This is a genomic window from Leeia sp., assembly GCF_041909055.1.
Lineage (GTDB): Bacteria > Pseudomonadota > Gammaproteobacteria > Burkholderiales > Leeiaceae > Leeia > Leeia aquatica.
In genome coordinates this window covers 186,926-208,325 of the sequence record NZ_JAYREC010000002.1, presented here as the reverse complement: position 1 = coordinate 208,325, position 21,400 = coordinate 186,926, and the positions used below count along the sequence as shown (strand labels likewise).

Sequence of the window (21,400 nt, the reverse complement as noted above, 5' to 3'; positions counted from 1 at the left end):
CTTCAGCCCCCAAACACCTTGCGCAAGATCTTGCTGGCCTGCCCAACCGGGTCGCGGCGGATGGCTTTTTCCTCTTCGGCAATCATGTAGTACAGGCCGTCCATGGCCTTGTGTGTCACGTACTGGTCGAGGTTGGCTTCCTGTTCGCTCAGCAGGCCCAGTTTGGCGGCTTGACCAGCGTAGGCATTGTATTTGTCCGCCAGCTTGAGCCGTCCGGTCGCCTTGCTGACGATCGGCAGAAAGCGGCCAGCCAAGGCATCGCTGGTGGTACGGCGGAAGTAATCGGTGGCTGCAGTCTCGCCGCCGGTGAGGATGCCTTTGGCGTCCTGCCAGCTCATATTGCGAATCGCCCCCACCAGAATCGGCTTGGCTTCCTTGACGGCACTTTCAGCCGCCCGGTTCAGGGTGAGCTTCAGTTCGTCGGCCTGCTTGCCCAGCCCCATGCTGTTCAACAGTTTCTCTGCTTTGCGCAGGGTGTCTGGCAGCGGAATACGCACCGTATCATTTCCCCAGAAGCCATCCAGCGCCCCCAGCCGCCCCACGGCTGCCGCGGCCCCTTTATTCAAGGCCTCCTGCAGGCCGGACACCGCTTCGCGGTCGGTCAGGCGCGAAACATCCAGCGCCAGCGCCGGTACGGCAGCCCCCAGCGCCAGCAGCAGGCTTACCGGCATGATCCAGCGTTTCATCATCACTCTTCTCCAGCAAAAACGGCCCTTGCGGGCCGTAGGTGATCTCTAGGATTGCAGCTCTGGCAGATCGCGGAACAGCTCCAGCGCCTGCGGATTGGCCAAGGCTTCGCGGTTGGTCACCGGGCGGCCATGTACCACATTGCGCACCGCCAGCTCCACAATCTTGCCGCTCAGGGTGCGCGGAATGTCGGCTACCGCCACGATCCGTGCCGGCACATGGCGTGGCGTGGTGTTCTGGCGGATACGATCCCGTATCAGCTTTTGCAGCGCCTCGTCCAGCCCCCCCCCCTCGCGCAGCCGCACAAACAGCACCACCCGCACGTCGCCTTCCCAGTCCTGCCCGATGCAGAGAGACTCTACTACTTCTGGAATGGTTTCCACCTGACGGTAGATTTCCGCCGTACCGATGCGTACACCACCAGGATTGAGCACCGCGTCCGAGCGGCCATAGATGATCAGGCCGCCACGCGGGGTCAGCTCGGCGTAATCACCATGTACCCAGACATTGGGGAAGCGCTCGAAGTAGGCCGCGCGGTAGCGGCTGCCATCGGCGTCATTCCAGAAACCGACCGGCATGGAAGGGAAAGGCTTGGTACACACCAGTTCGCCCTTTTCACAGACCACCGGCTGGCCTGCGTCATTCCAGATCTGCACGGCCATGCCAAGGCCCCGCGCCTGCAGTTCACCACGATAGACCGGCAAGGTTGGCGCGCCCAAGGCAAAGCAGGAGACAATGTCGGTCCCGCCGGAAATGGAGCACAGCGCCACTTCCGCCTTGATGTCGCGGTAAACGTAGTCATAGCTCTCCGGCAGCAGCGGCGAGCCGGTAGAGAACACAAAACGCAAGGCGGACAGGTCAAACTGCTGGCCGGGCTTGCAGTCATGCTTCTCCAGCGCGGAGAGGTATTTGGCGCTGGTGCCAAAGTGCGTCAGCTGGTGTTGCTCGGCAATCCGCCACAGGATGCCCGGCTCCGGCGCAAACGGTGAGCCGTCATACAGCACCAGGGTCGCGCCGACCGCCAGTGCCGACGCCATCCAGTTCCACATCATCCAGCCGCAGGTGGTGTAGTACATCAGGCGATCGCCGGTGTGCAGGTCACCATGCAGGATGTGCTCTTTCAGGTGCTGCAGCAGGGTGCCGCCCGCGCCATGCACAATGCACTTCGGCTTGCCGGTGGTTCCCGAGGAATACAGGATGTACAGCGGATGGTCGAATGGCAGTTGCACAAAGTCGATGTCCGCCGCCGGATGCGCCGCGGTAAACCCGGCCCAGCTCACCACACGTGGCACCTGGGCAAAGGTCGGGTCTTGCTCCACTTCCGCGTTGAGCAATGGCCACACCACCACCTGCTGGATGCAGGGCAGCTGCTCGACAATACCGGCGATTTTTTCCAGTGAATTCAGTCGCTTGCCGTTATAGAAGTAGCCATCCGAGGTGAACAGCACTTTGGGCTCAATCTGGCCAAAGCGGTCGAGCACGCCTTGCACGCCAAAGTCTGGCGAGCAGGAGCTCCATACGGCCCCCAGGCTGCTGGTCGCCAGCATGGCCACCAGCGTTTCCGGTGCGTTGGGCACAAAACCGGCCACACGGTCCCCCACCCCTACCCCGGCAGCCCGCAGCGCCTGCGCTACCCGCGACACTTCATCGTACAGCTGCTTCCAGCTCCACTGCCGGTAGCATTGATCCTCGGCGTGGAAGTGCAGTGCCGTCGCGTTGTCGCGGCGACGCAGCAGGTTCTCGGCAAAATTGAGGCGCGCGCCGACAAACCAGCGCGCCCCCGGCATGCGGTCAGCATCCTGCAGTACGGTCGTGGCGGGCTGACTGGCGCGTACTTCGGCAAATTGCCACAGCGCAGACCAGAATGCCTCGATTTCATTGACTGACCAGTCATGCAAGCCAGCATAATCCGCTATACTGAGCTGGTGGTGAGAATTGACCCAGTGCTGGAACGCGGTCAGTCGGGTTCGGGAAACGGCAGCGGTGTCGGGCTGCCAGACCAGATCGGACATCGGGGGAGGCTCCTTCATGCAGAGACGGCGGGCTTGGCGCGCATGGCGCTTGTGTTCAGTCACTTCTGACCGGAGGCGGTCTGTGCCGCTTGACCGCCATTCTAGCCCACTCGCCCGCAAAGATGGAAAAAGCTGTCTTCACACGCCCTGCAGTACCCCGTAGCTTCTGCTATGCTTCACTGGCAATGAACATGTTTTTCTTTCGCCCACAACGGTGAGACCAAGCCTGCAATGAAAGTCAAATTTCGGCTTACCCTGCGCGCTGCGCTGATCCTGACCGTGGTACTGGCCTTGCTGATTCCCGCCGTGGGTAGCGGTTACTATGCGGTCAACAAGCGCCAGACCGAGCTGTACGATGCCTTTTCCAGTGACCGCAAGCGTCTCGCACAGATTCTGACGCTGGGCATGCAGGAGCCGGTGTGGAACCTGAGCCAGGAATCGGCACGCCCGATCGTGGATGCCATCGCCAGTGACAAGCGCATTGCCAGCATCAATGTCACTGCCGAAAACATGGGGACGTTCCTGTCGCTGTACCGTCTGGAAAATGCCAACGGCAAGGATTTTGCCGAGGTGCAGCCCATTGTCCGCAAGGGTACGGTGATTGGCACCGTCAAGATCGTGATGTATGACGGCCCCTTGCAGGAACAGCTCGCGCTGTACCGCACCACCTTTTTCTATACTCTGGTGGGTCAGCTGTTGCTGAGCATGGGGTTGATCCTGCTGTTGATCCAGCGCCGTCTGCTGCTGCCGTTGCGCAAATTGCTGTCCGAATCCGCCGATCTGGCCCACAAGCGCCTGGACAGCCCCTTCCAGTGGGAGCGTACCGACGAGCTGGGCAACCTGGGGCAATCGCTGGAGAGCACACGGGTTGCACTGAAAAGCCTCTTTCTGGAACTGGAAGACAAGAATCACCGGCTGGAAGAGGACTTGCTGGCACGCAACCGCTCAGCCCAGGCACTGGCGATCAGCGAAGAACGCTACCGCTCGCTGATTGAGAATGCGCCGGAAGCCATTGTGGTGATCGACGTCGATACCGGGCTGTTTGCCGATGTCAACCCGCGCGCCTGCGAGCTGTACGGGCAAAACCGCGAGCGCCTGCTCAGCATGGCATTGGCCTCACCGCAGCTGTCGCCGGAATTCCAGCCGGACCGCCAGCGCTCGGATGAAAAGAGCACCCGCCTGCTGGAAGCCACCTTTGCCGGACAGCCGCAAGTGTTCCAGTGGATGCACGTGACCAGCCGCCATGGCGAGGTGTTTGTGGAAGTGCGCCTGTCGCGCATGCCCTCACTCTCCGGCAAATATGTGCGGGGCACGGTGGTGGACATCACCCAGCGCAAGCCGGCAGAAGACCGCCTGCGACTCGCCTCGCAGGCCATCACCCAGAGCCGTGACGGCATTGTGATTCTGGACAAGGATTTCCGCATTGTCTCGGCCAACCCCGCCTTCTGCCAGATGCTCTCCTCCACCGAGAGTGAATTGCTGGGGCAAGTGGCGCCGATGTTGCGCAGCAAGGACCAGAACCAGAGCCTGATGGACTCCATCCGTCACCATCTGGCCTCCCACCCCTATTGGGAAAGTGAAATCTGGACCCGCAAGCAGAGCGGCGAGATGTTCCTGCAGCTGGTCACCATCACCCCGATCCGCTTTGACGATGGCAGCATCAAGAATTTCGTCTGCATTACCTCGGACATCACCGAGCAGAAGCAGCATGCCGACCACATCTGGCATCTGGCGCATCACGACACCGTCACCGGCCTGCCCAACCGCAACCTGCTGCAGGACCGGCTGATGCAATCCATCCTGCAGGCCGAGCGCAGCAACAAGAAGAGCGCGCTGCTGTTCATCGACCTGGACCGTTTCAAGAACATTAACGACACCCTGGGCCACAGCTTTGGTGACCGCTTGCTCAAGCATGTGGCGGACCGGCTGATCGGCTGTGTGCGGCATGCCGATACCGTGGCACGCATCGGCGGCGACGAGTTCGTGATCGTGGTGTCCAACATGAACGACGCGATGGATGCCAGCAGCACGGCGCAAAAGATCATGGAGGCGCTGACCAGCACCTTCGTCATCGACAATATGGACCTGCACATCACCCCGTCCATTGGCATCTCCATCTGCCCGGATGATGGTGTCACCGTCGATAGCCTGATGCGCAATGCCGACACCGCCATGTACCACGCCAAGGACAATGGCCGGAACAACTATCAGTTCTTCAAGCAGAGCATGAACACGGTCGCCACCGAGCGGCTGGGCATGGAGCGTCAGCTGCGTACCGCGATCAAGCTCAAGCAGTTCGAGCTGCACTACCAGCCGCAGGTCGACTTGCAGTCTGGCGCACTGGTGGGCATGGAGGCACTGATTCGCTGGCGCCACCCGGAGAAGGGTCTGGTATCCCCGCTACGCTTCATCCCGATTGCCGAAGAAACCGGGCTGATCGTGCCCATCGGTGAGTGGGTACTGAAAGAAGCGTGCCGTCAGAGCAAAGTGTGGCAAGACATGGGCTTGCGCAAGACACCGGTGGCCGTCAACCTCTCGGCTCGCCAGTTCCTGAAAGGCAGCCTGGTCGATACCGTGCAGCAAGCGCTGGACGAAAGCGGCCTGGAGGCGGAATTCCTGGAGCTGGAAATCACCGAATCACTGCTGATGTACGAGGTGGAAGACACCATTCAGTTGCTGACCCGGCTCAACGATCTGGGCGTGTCGCTGGCGATTGACGACTTCGGCACCGGCTACTCCAGCCTCAGCTATCTCAAGCGTTTCCCGATTGATCACCTCAAGGTGGACCGCTCCTTTGTGCGCGATGTGATCAATGACCCGGATGATGCCTCCATCACCTCCGCCATTGTGGCCATGGCCCACAACCTCAAGCTGAACGTGGTGGCCGAAGGGGTGGAAACCGAAGATCAGGCCCAGTTCCTGCGTGATCTCGGCTGCGAATACGCCCAAGGCTACCTGTACAGCATGCCACTGCATGCTGACGACATGACCGAGTTCATTCGCCAGCACAGCGAAGCCTGAGCACGCCGTGGCCGATGCCACGGCTTGCCTTTTTGCGGCAGCTTCGCCAAAGTAGCGGCTTTTGTTGCTTTGGTGTGCCATGTTGCCCAGCCTGTACCAGCGTTTGTCGCAAGCCGTTGGCGTTTCCGCCGCCCAGATCCGCTCTGCCGTTGACTTGATGGATGAAGGTGCCACCGTGCCCTTCATCGCCCGCTACCGCAAGGAAGTAACCGGCGGCATGGATGATGGCCAGCTGCGCCTGCTGGAAGAGCGGCTGCGCTATCTGCGCGAGCTGGATGAACGGCGCGACAGCATCATGGGCAGCATCCGCGAGCAAGGCAAGCTCAGCCCCGAGCTGGAGGCCGCCCTGCTGGCCGCCGACACCAAGCAGACGCTGGAAGACCTCTACCTGCCCTACAAGCAAAAGCGCCGCACCAAGGCCCAGATCGCCCGCGAGGCCGGTCTGGGTGCACTGGCACAGCGCCTGCTGGAGGAAGCCGACATTTCGCCTGAAGGGGCTGCCGCCGCGTTCATCAACGCCGAGGCAGGCTTTGCCGATGTGAAGGCAGTGCTGGATGGTGCCCGCCACATCGTGATCGAGCAGATGTCCGAACAGGCGCCGCTGGTGGGCCGCCTGCGGCAACTGCTGTGGGACGAAGGCATCCTGTGCAGCAGCCGGGTGGAAGGCTCGGCAGACGCTGCCAGCAGCAAGTTCTCGGATTACTTCCAGTATCAGGAAGCGCTGCGTGCCATCCCTTCGCACCGCGCGCTGGCGCTGTTCCGGGGGCGTAATGAATCGGTACTGCAACTCAGCCTGCTGCTGCCAGAGCAACTGGAGGGCGACAGCCGAGCCAGCCATCGCGGCGAACAATACATCGCCCAGACCTTCGGGCTCAAGGATCTAGGCCGCCCGGCGGACAAATGGCGGATGGACACCGTACGGCTGGCCTGGCGCGCCAAGCTGGCACTGAGCATTGAGCTGGAGCTGATGCAGCAGTTGCGCGAGGCGGCAGAAACCGAGGCCATCCGTGTATTTGCTGCCAACCTGCGCGACCTGCTGCTGGCCGCCCCGGCGGGCCCACGCGCCACGCTCGGGCTGGACCCCGGCCTGCGCACCGGTGTCAAGGTGGCGGTGGTCGATGCCACCGGCCAGCTGTGCGCTACGGAGACCATCTACCCGCACCCCCCCCGCAACGACTGGCAAGGCAGCCTGAAAACCCTGGCGCAGCTGGCCCGTGCCCATCAGGTGGAACTGATCGCCATTGGCAACGGTACCGCCAGCCGCGAAACCGACAAGCTGGCTACCGAGTTGATCCAGCACCACCCGGAGCTGAAGCTGCAAAAGCTGGTGGTGTCCGAAGCCGGTGCGTCGGTGTACTCGGCGTCTGAGCGGGCTGCACAGGAATTCCCGCAGCTGGACGTCAGCCTGCGTGGCGCGGTGTCGATTGCCCGCCGCCTGCAAGACCCGCTGGCGGAGCTGGTCAAGATCGAACCGAAGGCCATCGGCGTGGGTCAGTATCAGCACGATGTCAACCAAACCCAGTTGGCCCGCTCGCTGGACGCGGTGGTGGAAGACTGCGTAAACGCGGTGGGGGTCGATGTGAACACCGCCTCGGCCGCCCTGCTCACCCGCGTCTCCGGTCTCAGCAGCACCCTGGCGCAAAACATCGTGCAATGGCGTGACCAGCACGGTGCGTTCCGCAACCGCCAGCAGCTGCTGGATGTACCACGGCTGGGCCCGAAAGCGTTTGAACAGGCCGCCGGCTTCTTGCGCGTCAACCAGGGGGATAATCCGCTGGATGCCTCTGCCGTTCACCCGGAAGCCTACCCGCTGGTGGAGCGCCTGCTGGCCCGACTGGCCAAGCCCATCAAGGCGGTGATGGGCGATACCCGCCTGCTGCGCGAGCTGGAACCCGCCAGCCTGACCGACGCGCGCTTTGGTCTGCCCACGGTCAAAGACGTGCTGCAGGAGCTGGAAAAACCGGGCCGTGACCCGCGCCCGGAATTCCGCACCGCCAGCTTTACCGAAGGGGTAGAAACGCTGAAGGACCTGCAGCCGGGCATGACGCTGGAAGGCGTCATCACCAACGTGACCAACTTCGGCGCCTTTGTCGACATCGGCGTGCATCAGGATGGGCTGGTCCACATCTCGGCGCTGTCGAACAAGTTTGTGAAAGACCCGCGCGAGGTGGTGAAGGCCGGGCAAGTGGTTAAGGTCAAGGTACTTGAGGTGGATCTGCCGCGCCAGCGCATCGCGCTGACCATGCGCCTGGGCGACGAAGTCAAACCGGCGGCTGCGCCCGGTAATAGCCGCAGCCCAACCCCTGCCCGCAAGCCCGCCAGTGCGGCAGCCCCGGCCAATACCGCACTGGCCGACGCCTTTGCCCGTCTGAAGCGCTAAGCATGAACCAGAGCAGCCTGTTTGATGCCCCCTTCCCGTCTGCGCTGAAAGATGGCCTGGCCAGCCTCTCGCCTGCCTGGCAGACCCTGTTGCAGCAGCCTGTGCTGGCCCCGGTCTGGCCCGCCCTGCAAGCCCGGCTGGACGCCGAGTTGCAAGCCGGTGCCACCATCTACCCGGCAGACCCGTGGTTTGCGCTACGCCTGCTGCAACCGGAGCAAGTACGGGTGGTCATCCTCGGCCAAGACCCCTACCACGGCCCCGGCCAAGCCCACGGGCTGGCTTTCTCGGTGCCGGAAGGGGTCAAGCCACCGCCCTCGCTGCGCAATATGTTCAAGGAAATCAGCCGCGATTTTGGTACCCCACCGCCCGCCAGCGGCAACCTGCAGCGCTGGGCCGCACAAGGGGTATTGCTGCTCAATACCGTGCTGACCGTGCGCCACGGCGAAGCCGCCAGCCATCGTGGCTGGGGCTGGGAAGCGGTGACCGATGCCCTGCTGCAGCAACTGGCCCAGCGTCAGCCTTGCGCCTTCCTGCTGTGGGGCAGTGATGCCCAGCGCAAGCGCGAGCTGCTGCGCACCCCCAGCAGCCTGGTGCTGGAAGCCCCCCACCCCTCCCCGCTCTCCGCCCACCGCGGCTTTATCGGCTGCGGCCATTTCTCGCAGGTAAACCAATGGTTGCACGCCCAAGGCCTGCCCACGATCAACTGGTAAGCCCACCGCCCATTCGCCATATTACAAATAGAAATATAAAAATCAATTAAAATAATTTAATAGAATAAAAAATTCACCATAGAATACGACTCAGTACTTTGACCACTCAGCCCGATCGGGGCTGGGCTACGCAAGGTAACCCTAACGCTTACAAGGAACGCATCATGAAGTCCCGCCTGACCCGTATTGCCCTTGCCACCACCTTGCTGGTATCTGTCCCCGCCTTTGCCCAGGATGCACTAGCCCAGATCAAGGCTGCTGGCGTGCTGAAAATCGGTACCGAAGGCACCTACGCCCCGTTCACCTACCATTTGCCGTCGGGCGAGCTGACCGGCTTTGACGTGGAAATCGCCCAGGCGGTTGCCAAGAAGCTGGGTGTGAAGGCGCAGTTTGTCGAGGGCAAGTGGGATGGCCTGATTGCGGGTCTGGACGTCAACCGCTATGACGTGGTGGTGAATGAAGTCACCATTACCGATGCCCGCAAGGCCAAGTACGACTTCTCGCAGCCCTACATCCTGTCCAAGCCGGTGCTGATCGTCGCCAGCAACAACAGCAGCATCAAATCCTTTGCGGATCTGAAGGGCAAGAAGTCCGCCCACACCCTGAGCAGCAACTTTGCCAAGCAGGCACAGTCCTTTGGTGCGGAAGTGGTGGGCACCGATGGCTTTGAACAATCCGTTGCCCTGGTGCTGACGGGCCGTGCTGATGCCACCATCAACGACAGCCTCTCCTTCCTCGACTTCAAGAAGAAGAAGCCGGATGCACAGGTGAAAGTGGTGGCCACCAGCAAGGATGCAGAAGCCTCCGGCATCCTGCTGCGCAAGGGCAATCCGGAACTGCTGGCCGCCATCAACAAGGCGCTGGCTGAGCTGAAGCAGGATGGTAGCTACCTGAAGCTGTCGCAAAAGTACTTCGGTGAAGACGTATCGCAATAAGCCCCCGCCCTGCGGCCCAGCGCAAGCTGGGGCCGCACCCCTGACAAGGCGTTCGGTTTGCGAACGCCTTGTGCTTTTGTCAGACTGTGGGTCTGACCTTCGCTGCAGGATATGCCATGCCACACTGGCTCAATATCATGGCCGACTCGTTCTGGCCACTCTTGCTGGCCGGGCTGAAGTTCACCGTGCCGCTCACCTTGCTGACCTTTGTCAGCGGCATTGCGCTGGGCTTCGTCACCGCGCTGACCCGCCTCTACGCCCCCACCCCGCTGGTCTGGCTGGCGCGCTTTTATGTGTGGGTGATTCGCGGCACGCCAATGCTGGTTCAGCTGTTCATCATCTTCTATGGCCTGCCCAAGGTCGGTATCACGCTGGATGCCTGGCCTGCTGCGCTGATCGGCTTTACGCTCAATGTGGGTGCCTACAGCTCGGAGATCATCCGTGCGGCCATCGGTGCGGTGCCCAAAGGTCAATGGGAAGCCGCGCACGCACTGGGCATGACCCACTGGCAGGCGCTGCGACGCTCCATCCTGCCGCAGGGCCTGCGCATTGCCGTACCGCCACTGGCCAACACCTTTATCGCCTTGTTGAAAGACACCGCACTGGCGTCTGTGGTCACCGTGCCGGAAATGTTCCAGCAAGCACAGCGCATTGTGGCGGAGAACTATGAGCCGCTGATCCTGTACGTGGAAGTGGCATTGATTTATCTGGCATTCAGCACGGTACTGAGTGTGCTGCAGGACAAACTGGAGCAGCGGCTGAACCCGACACCGCAAGGAGCACGGGCATGATCTCGCTGCAACACCTCAATAAATCGTTTGGCAGCCTGCAGGTCCTGCACGATATTAACCTGAACGTGCCAGAGGGCCAGGTCACCGCTTTGATCGGCCCCTCCGGCAGCGGCAAGAGCACCCTGCTGCGCTGTGTCAATCTGCTGGAGCTGCCGCAGGATGGTACGCTGCAGCTGGCTGAACAGCGCCTGGAGTTTCAACCCAAGCGGCCCCCAGCCCAGTCAGCCATCCTGGCGCTGCGTCGCCGTACCGGCATGGTATTCCAGAACTTCCAGCTGTTCCCGCACCTCAATGCGCTGGACAATGTGGTGGAGGGCCTGCGTACCGTGCACCGCTGGGCGCGCAGCAAGGCGGAGCAGCATGGTCTGGCCTTGCTGGACAAGGTGGGACTGGCGCACAAAGCCAAGGCCTGGCCGCACGAGCTCTCTGGCGGTCAGCAGCAGCGAGTGGCGATTGCCCGCGCGCTGGCCTCCTCTCCGCAAGTGCTGCTGTGTGATGAGCCTACCTCCGCGCTGGACCCGGAGCTGGCGGGTGAAGTGGTCGAGGTACTGCAAACGCTGGCGGCAGAAGGCACCACCATGCTGATCGCCACCCACGACCTGCGTCTGGCAGCTCACATTGCGCATCAGGTGGTGTTCATGGAGGCAGGCCGGATTGTCGAGCACGGTGCGGCCCAGGCCCTGTTCACGCAACCGCAGCAGGCGCGCACCCGCGACTACGTCTCCACCCTGTTCCACGGGCTGCCAGAACACTGGCAGGCCTAGGCATCATCATGCACTGGGTGGATCGCTGCATCTGTACCGGCGTGCTGTTCAGCGAGGTGCTGGCACTAGAGGGCGATCTGCGCACGCGCATGCTACACAGCGGGGCGGGCTTGAACTGCAAACACTGCCGCCCCTTCTTGCGCGAGGCCATCACCAGCGGCTCACCGCGGGTGGCGCTGCAACCTGACCACCCACAGTTTGCCGTGCTGGTACAGCATTTTCATTTATCCGCTGAAGGTGAAGGCGAGCCCTGAGGGTCCCTGCGAAACGGGCACCAGAAACAAAAAAAGCGCCCTTGCGGTGCGCTGATCTTGTGGTGGCGTCCCCACGGGGATTCGAACCCCGGTTATCGCCGTGAAAGGGCGGTGTCCTAGGCCTCTAGACGATGGGGACGTCGGTACAACTCTATTTCAAGGTTCAGACAGAAGCCTGTTGTCTGTTCCCTGCTTCGGTGGTGGAGGTAAGCGGGATCGAACCGCTGACCTCTTGCATGCCATGCAAGCGCTCTCCCAGCTGAGCTATACCCCCTTGCGAAGAGAGTCGGATTATAAGGAAGCTGTTTCGGCTTGTAAACCCCCTGCCGTTACTTTTGCAGGGTTTGCGGGCAGATGCTGCAACATCCAGTCGATCAGGTACTGGCTGACCTCATCCCGATTTTGCTCATTGAGCAGTTCATGTCGCCCTCCCGGCCAGATGCGGGCCTGCGCATCCGGGTTACCGGCCTGCTGATAGCGCTTGACCAGCTGGCGGCAACCCAGCCCGCCCATGCTCACCGGGTCACGGCTGCCCGCCACCGCCAGCACAGGCAATCGGGCTGCCTCCGGGTGCACATGGTTCTCGGCCTGCTCCAGCGCCGCGACCCCTTGCAGCAGGTCGTCCCACAGCTGAGCGGTGCAATGGAAGCCACAGCGCGAATCTGCCAGATAGGCATCCACCTCCGCCCTGTCACGGGAAAGCCAGTCAAAACCAGTACGTGCGGGCAGGAATTGCAGGTTGAAGCTACCAAACACCAGCTTGTGCATGGTCGGGCATGGCTGATTGAAGCCTCGCTTGCGCCCTTGCCGCCGCGCCACACTCGCCAGCAAGCGATTGCCCGGCCCCAGCCGCCAGCCGGTGGCACTGACCATCGCCCCGGCCAGCGACGCTGCATGCTGCAGCAGCCAGGCGCGCAAAATGAACGAGCCCATGCTGTGACCGAAGGCAAACTGTGGCACACCCGGCTGGCGCTGCTGCACCCAGCGCTGCACCACCGTCAGGTCATCCTGCACCCGCTGCCAGCCACCATGATCGGCAAAATGCCCCAGTGGCGTCCCTTCGCCCACCGAATCACCATGGCCGCGATGGTCATGCGCGTACACCGCGACCCCCGCCGCGCAGCACGCCTCGGCAAAGCGGGCATAGCGCGCCGCATGTTCGGCCATGCCATGCGCCACCAGCAACACCGCTCGCGGCGCACCCTCCGGCTCCCACGCCCACAAAGCTAAGCCAAAGCCATCCTCCGCTTGCACGGTATGCCGCGACGCCTGCATGGACATAATGCCACTCCGTAGTGAACTTTAATTCACATTCTGCGGTAGCTCGGTGTGAAGGGCAAGCAGCACCGTACCAGTGGCCATTGCACACACTTCCTCTTCCATGGCAGTCTGCCAACTCCACCACGCCGCCCAAAGGTCCGCATGCGCCCACCTTTTCTTGTGCTATTGGCCTTGCTACTCAACGTCGCAACTGCCTTGGCAAACCCGACCGACAATTGCTCAGCACAGCGTGCCCACTTTCTGGGACGCCCCAACGCTGCCCACTTTCATGCATTGGCTCAAAACCATAGCTGTGCCACAGCGCTGACTGAAGACAACGCTGCATTGCAGCAGCTACAAAAGCGGGTTGTACAAGGCCATCCTTGGGCCGCACGCTATCTGGCCCAGCTTCTGCCCGGCATGGATGGTGGCAATCTGGAAGACGGCCTGCTCGCCTTGGGGCTGTTTGCGGACACGCACCCCACCACGCTGCTACAGATGGCGCATGATGGTGAGCTTTCGCTGCGTAATATGAAAGACGCACTGATCATGCACCCGGCCACGCTGACGGAGGACCGGACGGCGCAGATAGCGGGCCTGCAAAGGCGCTTGCGGAAAATTCAGCAGATCAAGCGGTCGACGCTGCAGGTAGAGCAAACAGAAGCAGAGCAGGCCTTGCAGCAAGCCATTGCGATGGTCGAGGCACTCGCCCATAAAACCGAAGCAGCTGCGCGGACATGATGCCACGCAGTCCATTTTAACTTACATCATGTGGCTGCAAGAGGGCCAGTGGCATACCCGCCCTACGGGCCTTCAATTCTCTCGAAAATGAAATCTGCCCGCTCATGCGGTTTACAGTCCCGGTGATAGCGCAGGGTTTCTATGTAGAACGCCTCAGCTTCCTGAATCTGGCGCTCGTCTGGATCACATCCGCCAGGCAACATAAGTTTAGCCACCCCGCGCGTGTTACTGAGCGCATTGCGTACATAGACATCCTCCCCGGCCTCAAAATCTTCCAGGTCCTGGCCATCATCCCACCTGTTGCCCTGCTTCTGGATGCGTTTCACATAGAGATAGCAATCCGGGGTAATTCCGGCATCTGCCAGAACCCAGCGCAAGCATATCCCCTCAATCAGGGCTCGACCGTTGACAACCTCCAGCAATTTCCGCAACTGCACAACATCAACGCGGTTCCGATACGACCCACTACGCGCTGTATCAAGCAAGTTATCTGTATGGAAGACCTTATAGCCTAGAAGCTCCCCCAACGCCTCAGTAACCGTGGACTTTCCTGCCTCCATAAACCCCTCCAGCGCTACCAGACACGGCACAGGTTGTTTTGACAGAAAGTCCTTTAGTTCTTCAAAGCTTAATGCGACAGGCATTACGCTCTCTCCAGACATTCAAAGGCTCTGACCTTGGTAAGCCACTCACCCCTGTGCCGGGCCCGGCAGCAGCTCAGTCAGTGCGGTCCAGCTTGGGTCCTGATAGGCGGAGAGCTCCAGCGGGTAGGTCGGGTGGCCAGCCAGCCCCTGGTTGAGGCAGTCGATGAAGATCTGATTGTCCAGCGCGTAGTAGCGCCACTCCTTCAGGCCGCAGCCGGTGATGCAGGCGGCTTGTACCGCTGCGTGCTGCGTGGCCAGCGCGGCTTCCAGCGCATCTTCAAAGTGGATGGTGTCCTGATTGTCTTTGGGCAGCGGCAAGCCGTGCTCGTTGGCGGCATAGCGCCATTTAATGATGATCAGGCTGGCGTAGCGCTGGCTGTCTGCGCTATCCGGCAGGTGCGAGCGAAAACGTACAATCACCGGCTGGCCGTTGGCTTCGGTCTCACCCACGGTCCAGCTATCCTCTCCATACATCGCCTGCATGTGCACCACCCAAGGTCATTGATTGATTGAAGCGGGAGCATAACAGAGATCAGCCCAGCAGGTTGCTGATGTACAGCCCCCATGCAAGCCGTTGCGCGGCAGAGATAGAATGAGAAAAGGGCCAGTCAGCAAGCTGACCGGCCCTGTATTCTGGCGCACCCGGAGCGATTCGAACGCCCGACCCTCTGGTTCGTAGCCAGATACTCTATCCAACTGAGCTACGGGTGCAAGGTACTGCAGTACTGCAAGTGGCGCACCCGGAGCGATTCGAACGCCCGACCCTCTGGTTCGTAGCCAGATACTCTATCCAACTGAGCTACGGGTGCGCTGTCTAGTGGCGGAGAAAGAGGGATTCGAACCCTCGATACACGTTTTAGCGCGTATGCTCCCTTAGCAGGGGAGTGCCTTCGACCTCTCGGCCATTTCTCCGTCAAGAGAGGCGCAATCATAATGACTTCGCGGCAGTGCGTCAAGCCATGTTGCGCATAAATTCGTGCTACGACGCCAATCCAGCCTGTGCCAAGTGGATTTTCTGGCCACGCACGCCCTTCCCTTCTGCCCCGAGCAGATAGAGGTAGGCCGGCAGCAGGTTATCAATGGTCGCCATGCCGATTTGCGACTCCGCCGGGTGGGTACGACGACGCGCCGGCGATTGCACCGGGCCTGGTACTAGCACGTTCACTCGCAGATGCTCATGGCGGGACCACTCGTCCGCCCAGCCGAGCGCGGCATGCTCCAGCGCGGCACGCGAGGCGGCAAAAGCCCCCCAGTAGGCCGAAGGCTGGCTGGCATGGCTTTCCGAGGTGACAATCACCGAGGCATCCGGCGAGTTCATCAGCAGCGGCAGGCAGGCCTTGGTGAGGGCGAACGGTGCAATCACGTTGACGCGCATCATGGTCTGCCACACGTCGATGGTTTCGTTGCTCATCGGCGACAGGTCACCGCAGTGGGCGGCGCAGTGCACAATGCCGTCCAGCCGTTTCAATTGCCGCTCCAGCACCGACACGGCGTAGTTGTATTCCTGCTCGCTGGCAGTAGCCAGATCGAGTGGCAGAATGGCCGGAGTCGGGCCACCGGCGGCCTCGATCTCGTCGTACAGGCGCTCCAGTGCTTTCACCCGCTTGCCGTGCAGCACCACGGTCGCCCCCAGTTTGGCGCAGGTCTTGGCCAGCGCACCACCAATGCCGCCGCTGGCACCGGTAATCAGGATGACCCGCCCTTCCAGCAGATTTGCCGGAGCCTGATAGTCCTTCATAGGATAGTCCTGTTGTGTCATGGTTGTGTCCATTGTGCCAGCAGGGCCCGCGCTGCAGCCACGCCGCTGCGCACCGCCCCCTCCAGCGTGGCCGGGTAATCCCCGGCCAGATAATCGCCCGCCAGCCGCACACGCGGCGAGGCAGTGTGTCCATCCGGCCGATGCAGGCCGGGGGTACAGGCAAAGGTTGCCCGCGCTTCATGCAATGTCTTGCGCCACAGCGGGGCAGGCAAGCCGGGAAAAGCCTGGGCCAGCTCGCTGGCGGCCTGGCTGGCAATCTGCTCTCCGCTCATGGGCTGCGCCATCGCGGCGCTGATCACGGCGGCCATACGGCCATCCTCGCCCAACAGCACGCCCCGGTCAAACACCCAGTGTACAACACCGCCCGGCAGGCAGTGATGCAGACCGATCATGGCCTGTGGCAAACGGGTGCCTGCCGGATACTGCAGGTAGACGGTGCGTATCGGCTGCCAGCCAAACTGCGACACCGCCTGCAAGGCGGCCGGGGCCTGCTCGGTGTGCAGCAGCGCAGGCAACTGGTGCGGACCGGTGGCGCAGATCACGCCGTCCACCGACTGCCATTCGCCCTGGACCTGCAAGGCCACCTGATCATCCTGCAAGGTGAGCTGTGTGACCTTTTGGCCCAAGTGTACCGCATGCTGCTGTGCCGTCAGCCAGGCCAGCGCCGGTTCCGGCAGCAGGGCTGAGAGGTCCACCGTCGGCAACAGCATCTGGGCGGCGTCGCCCCCCGCCAGCAAGCTGTCGCGCACCACGTTGTAAAACACTTGGGCGGAGGCTTCTTGTAGCGGGGTATTCAGCGCCGCATAGCACAAAGGCTCCCAGAAGGTCTGAATCACCCGTGGGGTTTGCCCGGCCAGCCACTCGCTGGCGGGTCTATCCTCACCGCGAAAGCCACGCAGGCGTAGCCCGGCCAGAAAGCGCAGTAGCGCCAGCTTGTCCGCCCACCCCCAGCCTTGTGCGCGCAGCAAGGCCCACAGGGTGGTCAGCGGCGCACCCCAGGCCGGGGCTTGCAGCAGCATCTGCTGCCACATCTCCCAGCGCAGCGGCATGCGGCGAAAGGGCAAGGGCCCGTGGTGGACCTTGCGCATCAGGCGCAACAGCTCGGTATAGGCCCCCAGTGCAATGTGCTGGCCGTTATCCAGCGTCTGATCGTGCCAGTGAATGCGCCGCGCCCGCCCGCCCGGCAAGGGGCCGGCTTCAAACAGGCTGATCTGTGCTCCAGCATCGGCTAGCGTCAGCGCTGCCGCGACGCCAGCGTAACCGGCACCAATCACGGCAATATGCGGTGGCTTGCGCATCAGGGCTGGATGCCAAGGAACCAGGTTTTCCAGGCCAGCCACAGCTTGCGCAGCGGCGGCAGGCTGAGGCGCTGGTTCAGCACCTTGCCGGGGCCATCCAGCCGGATTTCTTCCAATGTGGTGCGGTAGATGGCCGCCATCACCAGACCGGGGCGCTGTGCCTTGCGGTCCACGGCGGGGAGCAGCGACAACGCATGGTGGTAAGCTGCCATCGCCCGCTCGATCTGGAACTGCATCAATTGAACAAAGGCTTCGCTTTCTTCATAGCGCCTGAGCATATCGACAGGAACGTTGAAGCGCTGCAGGTCTTCCACTGGCAGGTAGATGCGACCCCGGCGTACATCTTCGCCGACATCCCGGATGATGTTGGTGAGCTGGAAAGCGATGCCAAGTTCATGCGCATAGTCCAGCGTTGCCGGGTCTTGATGGCCGAAAATCTGTGCCGACACCTGCCCGACCACACCGGCAACGCGGTGACAGTACAGCAGCAGGTCGTCATAGCGAGCATAACGGGCCTGTTCCAGGTCCATCTGCATGCCGTCGATGATCTCCTGCAGCAAGGATTCTTGCAAACCATAGCGGGCAATGGCGGGTTGCAGCGCACGCATCACCGGATGCTGCGGCTGCCCGGCCCAGGTGGAGGTCACTTCGTTGCGCCACCAGGCCAGCTTGGCCCGGGCCACATTATCGTCATGCACTTCGTCCACCACATCATCCACCTCGCGGCAGAAGGCATAGAAGGCAGTAATGGCTCGTCGGCGTTCCGCGGGCAGAAAGCGGAAAGCGGCAAGAAAACTGGAGCCACTGCGTGCAGCAGCTTCTTCGCAATACTGGTCTGGTGTCATGGTTTCCCCGGCCAGGCCGGCCAACAGGCGCGGGACAGCATGTACAGCCAGTCCCCCGCTTTCAATACCGGGCGCTGTGTGAAGACATCGCCCTGGACATCCCACAGCTTTTTCAGGATGCGCTCACCACCGAGCACGATCATGCGTAACTCCAGCCCCATCCGCCCCGGCAGCACCCGTGCCAGCGGTGCACCGGCCTGCAGCAGCTTGCGGGTACGCTCGATCTCAAAGCGCATCAGTGCCTGCCAGGCCGGGTTCACCTGCCCAGCGGCGATCTGCGCTTCCGTCACCCCAAAGCGCAGCAAGTCTTCCTGCGGCAGATACACCCGCTGCTTTTGCCAGTCGATCGCCACATCCTGCCAGAAATTGATCAACTGGAGCGCGGTGCAGATGCCGTCCGACAATGCCAGATTATGTGGCGTCGCCCGCCCGTACAGATGCAGCAACAAGCGGCCCACCGGGTTGGCTGAGCGGCGGCAATACTGCACCAGCTCACCGAAGTCAGCATAGCGGGTCTTCACCACGTCCTGGCTGAAAGCATCCAGCAGATCGTGAAACAGGGAGAGCGGCAAGTCATGCTCGCGAATCACCACCGCCAGGCGTTGAAAGAGCGGTTCAGCAGGCGTTTCACCCCGCCCGATGTCCTCCAGCTGCTCACGGTAGTGTTGCAGCGCCGCCAGCCGCTGCTCAGCGGCGACCTCGCCCTCATCCGCCAGATCATCGGCGGAACGGGCAAAGGCATAGATCACTTCGATGGGCCGCCGCAATCGGCGCGGCAGCAAGACCGAAGCAACCGGAAAGTTTTCGTAATGATCAACCGGCAACGGGTAGCCTGCACAGAGGTTAAGGGTCATGGACCCGGCGGGCGGATTATAGCGCGAAGCGCCCTGCCCCGTCCGGCTGCAAAAATGCGCGCAGGGGGTTTACAGCCCGCCGGGGACTCCCTATAATGCGCCTCTCTTCGCAAGGGGGTATAGCTCAGCTGGGAGAGCGCTTGCATGGCATGCAAGAGGTCAGCGGTTCGATCCCGCTTACCTCCACCACCGAAGCAGGGAACAGACAACAGGCTTCTGTCTGAACCTTGAAATAGAGTTGTACCGACGTCCCCATCGTCTAGAGGCCTAGGACACCGCCCTTTCACGGCGATAACCGGGGTTCGAATCCCCGTGGGGACGCCACCACAAGATCAGCGCACCGCAAGGGCGCTTTTTTTGTTTCTACCTATCCCAACATCACGACCTTGAATGAAAAACGCCCGCCATGAAGACGGGCGCTTGCACTGCTGCTACAGCGACATCAGGGTGCCGTGCGTTCTGCCACGATCCGCCACTTGTTGCCATCCTGCACCAACTCCAGCGTCTTGTTGACGGTATCGCTGAAGTCTGCCGACTGATAGACCTGCCGGAACTGCACGCGGGCCTTGCTACCCTCCTGGCTGCTGACCTTCACGTCTTCCAGCTTGACGCTGATGGTGCCCGGCTTGCTCAGGCGTGCGCGGCGTTGTTTGGCCCACTGATCCCTGCTCAGGCCACCTTCCGGCACAAAGCTGTCTGCATAGAAGGCCAGATAGGCATCCACCTGCTTGCCAGACCATGCGGCGGACCAGTCGCTCGCCAGCTTCAGCAAGGTATCATTCAGCGAACCACCCGCCATTGGCTTGATGGCATCCGGTTTCGGAGCCTCGGCAGGCGCATCGGCGGTCACTGCCACATACGGCTTGACCACAACCGACTTGCGATCCAGTACCGGTAGCGGCACCATGGTGTCACCACAGCTGAGCCGGTCGTTATCATCGGCCGGATCATCACTCAGCTCTGCAGGCTGGGTGTCGGTAATCGGTGCCAGTTTGAGCGCAGGCAACAGCGTGGAGCTGGTGCCCAGCACCCGCAGCTGTGCCAGCTGCAGCTCATACTCTGCGACCACCAGCGAGCGACGGGCATCAAACAGCTCGTTCTCGGTATCCAGCAAGTCCAGCAAGGTGCGCTGCCCGATGTCGAACTGCTTGCGGTAGGCATCACGCGCCTTCTCAGTCGACAACTGATGCTGTTCCAGATAGTTGAGCTGCTCGCGCAGCTTGCGCACATCGCTCCAGGCAATCGACAAAATCTGCCGGCTGTCGCGGCAGGCCTTGTCGCGCAGATCCATGGCCAGGTTAAGCCGCTCGGAGAACTGGCGGATGCGGGCAGAATCGGTACCGCCGTTATAGAGGTTGTAATTCAGCACCAGCTCGACCACGCCGGTCTTGTGACGGCCGTAAACGCCATCGGTATTGCGGCTCAGATCCTGCCGTGCACGCAGTTCCAGCGATGGCAGGTTGGCCGACTTTCGAACGTCCACCTCGGCGCGCGCCGCGCGTACATTCTGCACCGCAGCCAGGAAGGACGGGCTGCGCTTGAGCAGCCCCGGCATCAGATCGGCCGCAGCAGGCAGGCTCTTCTCCAGCGACGGCACATCCTGCAGGTCTGCAGCAGGCAGATCACCCACAATGCGCTGGAAACGTGCGGTGACATCGTGCAGGTTGGATTCATCGGTCAGCCAGTTGGATTCGGCCAGGGCCAGACGGCCTGCGGCCTGCTCCAGATCCACCCGACGCCCCACCCCGGCTTTGACCCGCTGCTCGATCTGGTCAAAGATGCCTTTGTGCACACCGTAATTGTCGCGTGCCAGCGCGGCCAGCTTGCGGTAGCGCAGTACATCGATATAAGCACGCCCGGCTTCCAGTGCCACGTCGTCGGTGGTGGCCAGCAGGTCATAGTAGCCAGCCAGCTTGGCGTAACCCAGACGCTTGACCTCGCTGCTGGTGGCAAAACCGTCAAACAGCACCTGGCGCAGGCTCAAGGTAACCCCACGGCGGGTATAGTCACGGTCCTTCTGACCCGGATCGACCTGATGTTCACGACCAATGCCGGCGGTCAGATCCACACGCGGGCGGAAGCCGCCACGGGCTGCATCCTGCTCGGCAGCAGCAGCATTGAACACATGCCACTTGGCCAGCACTTCCGGATTCTTCATGATGGCCTGCTCGGTGGCTTCCTTCAGGGTTGCCGGAGCCGCCAATAACATGCTGGGCACACTCAGTGCCAAGCCCACACACATAACGGTCCACTTCAACTTCAGCATGGAATGCCCTTCCTCGCCCGGTTTGCCTTTGATGACTGGTGCGCATTGTAACCCTAGCATACAACGGTATCTGTCAAGGATTGTTAAACTGTATCCCGCATACCACGCTAGCGTGCTGTGGCTCGTTCCAGACAGTTGCCGGCTTCTGTTCCATAATAGAATGACTCCTGTCCGGTAAC

At 61.7% G+C, this 21,400-nt stretch carries 18 protein-coding genes and 7 tRNA genes; 10 read left to right on the top strand and 15 right to left on the bottom strand.

Annotated features, from left to right (window positions below):
* Positions 1-2 precede the first annotated feature (2 nt).
* Together ACE3O2_RS06735 and ACE3O2_RS06730 are read right to left on the bottom strand one after the other, a co-directional pair.
* Complete coding sequence (locus tag ACE3O2_RS06735; RefSeq protein WP_374335943.1) at positions 3-689, bottom strand: DUF4197 domain-containing protein; 687 nt, start codon at positions 687-689, stop codon at positions 3-5.
* A gap of 45 nt (positions 690-734) precedes the next feature.
* Positions 735-2,699: an acetoacetate--CoA ligase gene (locus ACE3O2_RS06730; RefSeq protein ID WP_374335939.1), complete on the bottom strand. Its 1,965-nt coding sequence runs from the start codon at positions 2,697-2,699 to the stop codon at positions 735-737.
* Positions 2,700-2,930: 231 nt separating this feature from the next.
* Between ACE3O2_RS06730 and ACE3O2_RS06725 the strand changes: the two genes are divergently transcribed.
* The 7 genes from ACE3O2_RS06725 to ACE3O2_RS06695 all read left to right on the top strand — a co-directional run bounded on the left by ACE3O2_RS06725 (position 2,931) and on the right by ACE3O2_RS06695 (position 11,554).
* Positions 2,931-5,720 (top strand): putative bifunctional diguanylate cyclase/phosphodiesterase, encoded by a 2,790-nt coding sequence (locus ACE3O2_RS06725; protein ID WP_374335937.1) that lies wholly within the window; start codon positions 2,931-2,933, stop codon positions 5,718-5,720.
* A gap of 79 nt (positions 5,721-5,799) precedes the next feature.
* On the top strand, positions 5,800-8,100 hold the full coding sequence (locus tag ACE3O2_RS06720) for a Tex family protein (RefSeq protein ID WP_374335935.1): 2,301 nt from the start codon (positions 5,800-5,802) through the stop codon (positions 8,098-8,100).
* 2 nt (positions 8,101-8,102) lie between these two features.
* Complete coding sequence (locus ACE3O2_RS06715; protein ID WP_374335933.1) at positions 8,103-8,810, top strand: uracil-DNA glycosylase; 708 nt, start codon at positions 8,103-8,105, stop codon at positions 8,808-8,810.
* A gap of 164 nt (positions 8,811-8,974) precedes the next feature.
* Positions 8,975-9,745 carry an amino acid ABC transporter substrate-binding protein gene (locus ACE3O2_RS06710; RefSeq protein ID WP_374335931.1) on the top strand — a complete coding sequence of 257 codons (771 nt, stop codon included), beginning with the start codon at positions 8,975-8,977 and terminating at the stop codon, positions 9,743-9,745.
* A 116-nt stretch (positions 9,746-9,861) separates the two neighbouring features.
* Positions 9,862-10,536 carry an amino acid ABC transporter permease gene (locus ACE3O2_RS06705; RefSeq protein WP_374335929.1) on the top strand — a complete coding sequence of 225 codons (675 nt, stop codon included), beginning with the start codon at positions 9,862-9,864 and terminating at the stop codon, positions 10,534-10,536.
* Positions 10,533-11,300: an amino acid ABC transporter ATP-binding protein gene (locus ACE3O2_RS06700; RefSeq protein ID WP_374335927.1), complete on the top strand. Its 768-nt coding sequence runs from the start codon at positions 10,533-10,535 to the stop codon at positions 11,298-11,300. Before ACE3O2_RS06705 ends, ACE3O2_RS06700 begins: the two co-directional genes overlap by 4 nt.
* 8 nt (positions 11,301-11,308) lie before the next feature.
* Positions 11,309-11,554 (top strand): hypothetical protein, encoded by a 246-nt coding sequence (locus tag ACE3O2_RS06695; protein WP_374335926.1) that lies wholly within the window; start codon positions 11,309-11,311, stop codon positions 11,552-11,554.
* 63 nt (positions 11,555-11,617) lie between these two features.
* Here ACE3O2_RS06695 and ACE3O2_RS06690 read toward each other — a convergent pair.
* The 3 genes from ACE3O2_RS06690 to ACE3O2_RS06680 all read right to left on the bottom strand — a co-directional run bounded on the left by ACE3O2_RS06690 (position 11,618) and on the right by ACE3O2_RS06680 (position 12,835).
* Positions 11,618-11,693 (bottom strand) — tRNA-Glu (locus ACE3O2_RS06690).
* A 59-nt stretch (positions 11,694-11,752) separates the two neighbouring features.
* Positions 11,753-11,828 (bottom strand) — tRNA-Ala (locus ACE3O2_RS06685).
* Between the two features lie 17 nt (positions 11,829-11,845).
* Positions 11,846-12,835 (bottom strand): lysophospholipase, encoded by a 990-nt coding sequence (locus tag ACE3O2_RS06680; protein WP_374335924.1) that lies wholly within the window; start codon positions 12,833-12,835, stop codon positions 11,846-11,848.
* Positions 12,836-12,976: 141 nt separating this feature from the next.
* Between ACE3O2_RS06680 and ACE3O2_RS06675 the strand changes: the two genes are divergently transcribed.
* Positions 12,977-13,555, top strand: coding sequence for a hypothetical protein (locus ACE3O2_RS06675; protein WP_374335922.1), 579 nt, complete (start codon positions 12,977-12,979; stop codon positions 13,553-13,555).
* Between the two features lie 62 nt (positions 13,556-13,617).
* Here ACE3O2_RS06675 and ACE3O2_RS06670 read toward each other — a convergent pair whose 3' ends face one another.
* From ACE3O2_RS06670 to hpnC, 9 genes are all read right to left on the bottom strand, one after another.
* Positions 13,618-14,199 (bottom strand): hypothetical protein, encoded by a 582-nt coding sequence (locus ACE3O2_RS06670; RefSeq protein ID WP_374335919.1) that lies wholly within the window; start codon positions 14,197-14,199, stop codon positions 13,618-13,620.
* 45 nt (positions 14,200-14,244) lie between these two features.
* Positions 14,245-14,682 (bottom strand): DUF695 domain-containing protein, encoded by a 438-nt coding sequence (locus ACE3O2_RS06665; RefSeq protein WP_374335917.1) that lies wholly within the window; start codon positions 14,680-14,682, stop codon positions 14,245-14,247.
* A 151-nt stretch (positions 14,683-14,833) separates the two neighbouring features.
* A tRNA-Arg gene (locus ACE3O2_RS06660) sits at positions 14,834-14,910 on the bottom strand.
* Positions 14,911-14,931: 21 nt separating this feature from the next.
* Positions 14,932-15,008 (bottom strand) — tRNA-Arg (locus tag ACE3O2_RS06655).
* A gap of 9 nt (positions 15,009-15,017) precedes the next feature.
* Positions 15,018-15,111 (bottom strand) — tRNA-Ser (locus ACE3O2_RS06650).
* Positions 15,112-15,178: 67 nt separating this feature from the next.
* Positions 15,179-15,958: an SDR family NAD(P)-dependent oxidoreductase gene (locus tag ACE3O2_RS06645; RefSeq protein WP_374335915.1), complete on the bottom strand. Its 780-nt coding sequence runs from the start codon at positions 15,956-15,958 to the stop codon at positions 15,179-15,181.
* Entirely contained in the window at positions 15,955-17,256 is a 1,302-nt protein-coding gene (gene hpnE, locus ACE3O2_RS06640; protein ID WP_374335912.1) for a hydroxysqualene dehydroxylase HpnE, read from the bottom strand. The genes ACE3O2_RS06645 and hpnE overlap by 4 nt, the downstream gene beginning before the upstream one ends.
* A complete protein-coding gene (hpnD, locus tag ACE3O2_RS06635) occupies positions 17,256-18,101 on the bottom strand; it encodes a presqualene diphosphate synthase HpnD (RefSeq protein WP_374335910.1) in 846 nt (281 codons plus the stop codon). The genes hpnE and hpnD overlap by 1 nt, the downstream gene beginning before the upstream one ends.
* Entirely contained in the window at positions 18,098-18,955 is an 858-nt protein-coding gene (gene hpnC, locus ACE3O2_RS06630; protein ID WP_374335908.1) for a squalene synthase HpnC, read from the bottom strand. Before hpnC ends, hpnD begins: the two co-directional genes overlap by 4 nt.
* Positions 18,956-19,068: 113 nt before the next feature.
* Between hpnC and ACE3O2_RS06625 the strand changes: the two genes are divergently transcribed.
* Both ACE3O2_RS06625 and ACE3O2_RS06620 read left to right on the top strand, forming a co-directional pair.
* Positions 19,069-19,144 (top strand) — tRNA-Ala (locus ACE3O2_RS06625).
* Positions 19,145-19,203: 59 nt separating this feature from the next.
* Positions 19,204-19,279, top strand: a tRNA-Glu gene (locus ACE3O2_RS06620).
* A gap of 118 nt (positions 19,280-19,397) precedes the next feature.
* On the opposite strand, the gene ACE3O2_RS06615 is transcribed toward ACE3O2_RS06620, so the two are convergent.
* The gene (locus ACE3O2_RS06615; RefSeq protein ID WP_374335906.1) at positions 19,398-21,221 is read right to left on the bottom strand and encodes a TolC family outer membrane protein; all 1,824 of its coding nucleotides are present in this window, start codon (positions 21,219-21,221) and stop codon (positions 19,398-19,400) included.
* Positions 21,222-21,400: the final 179 nt, after the last annotated feature.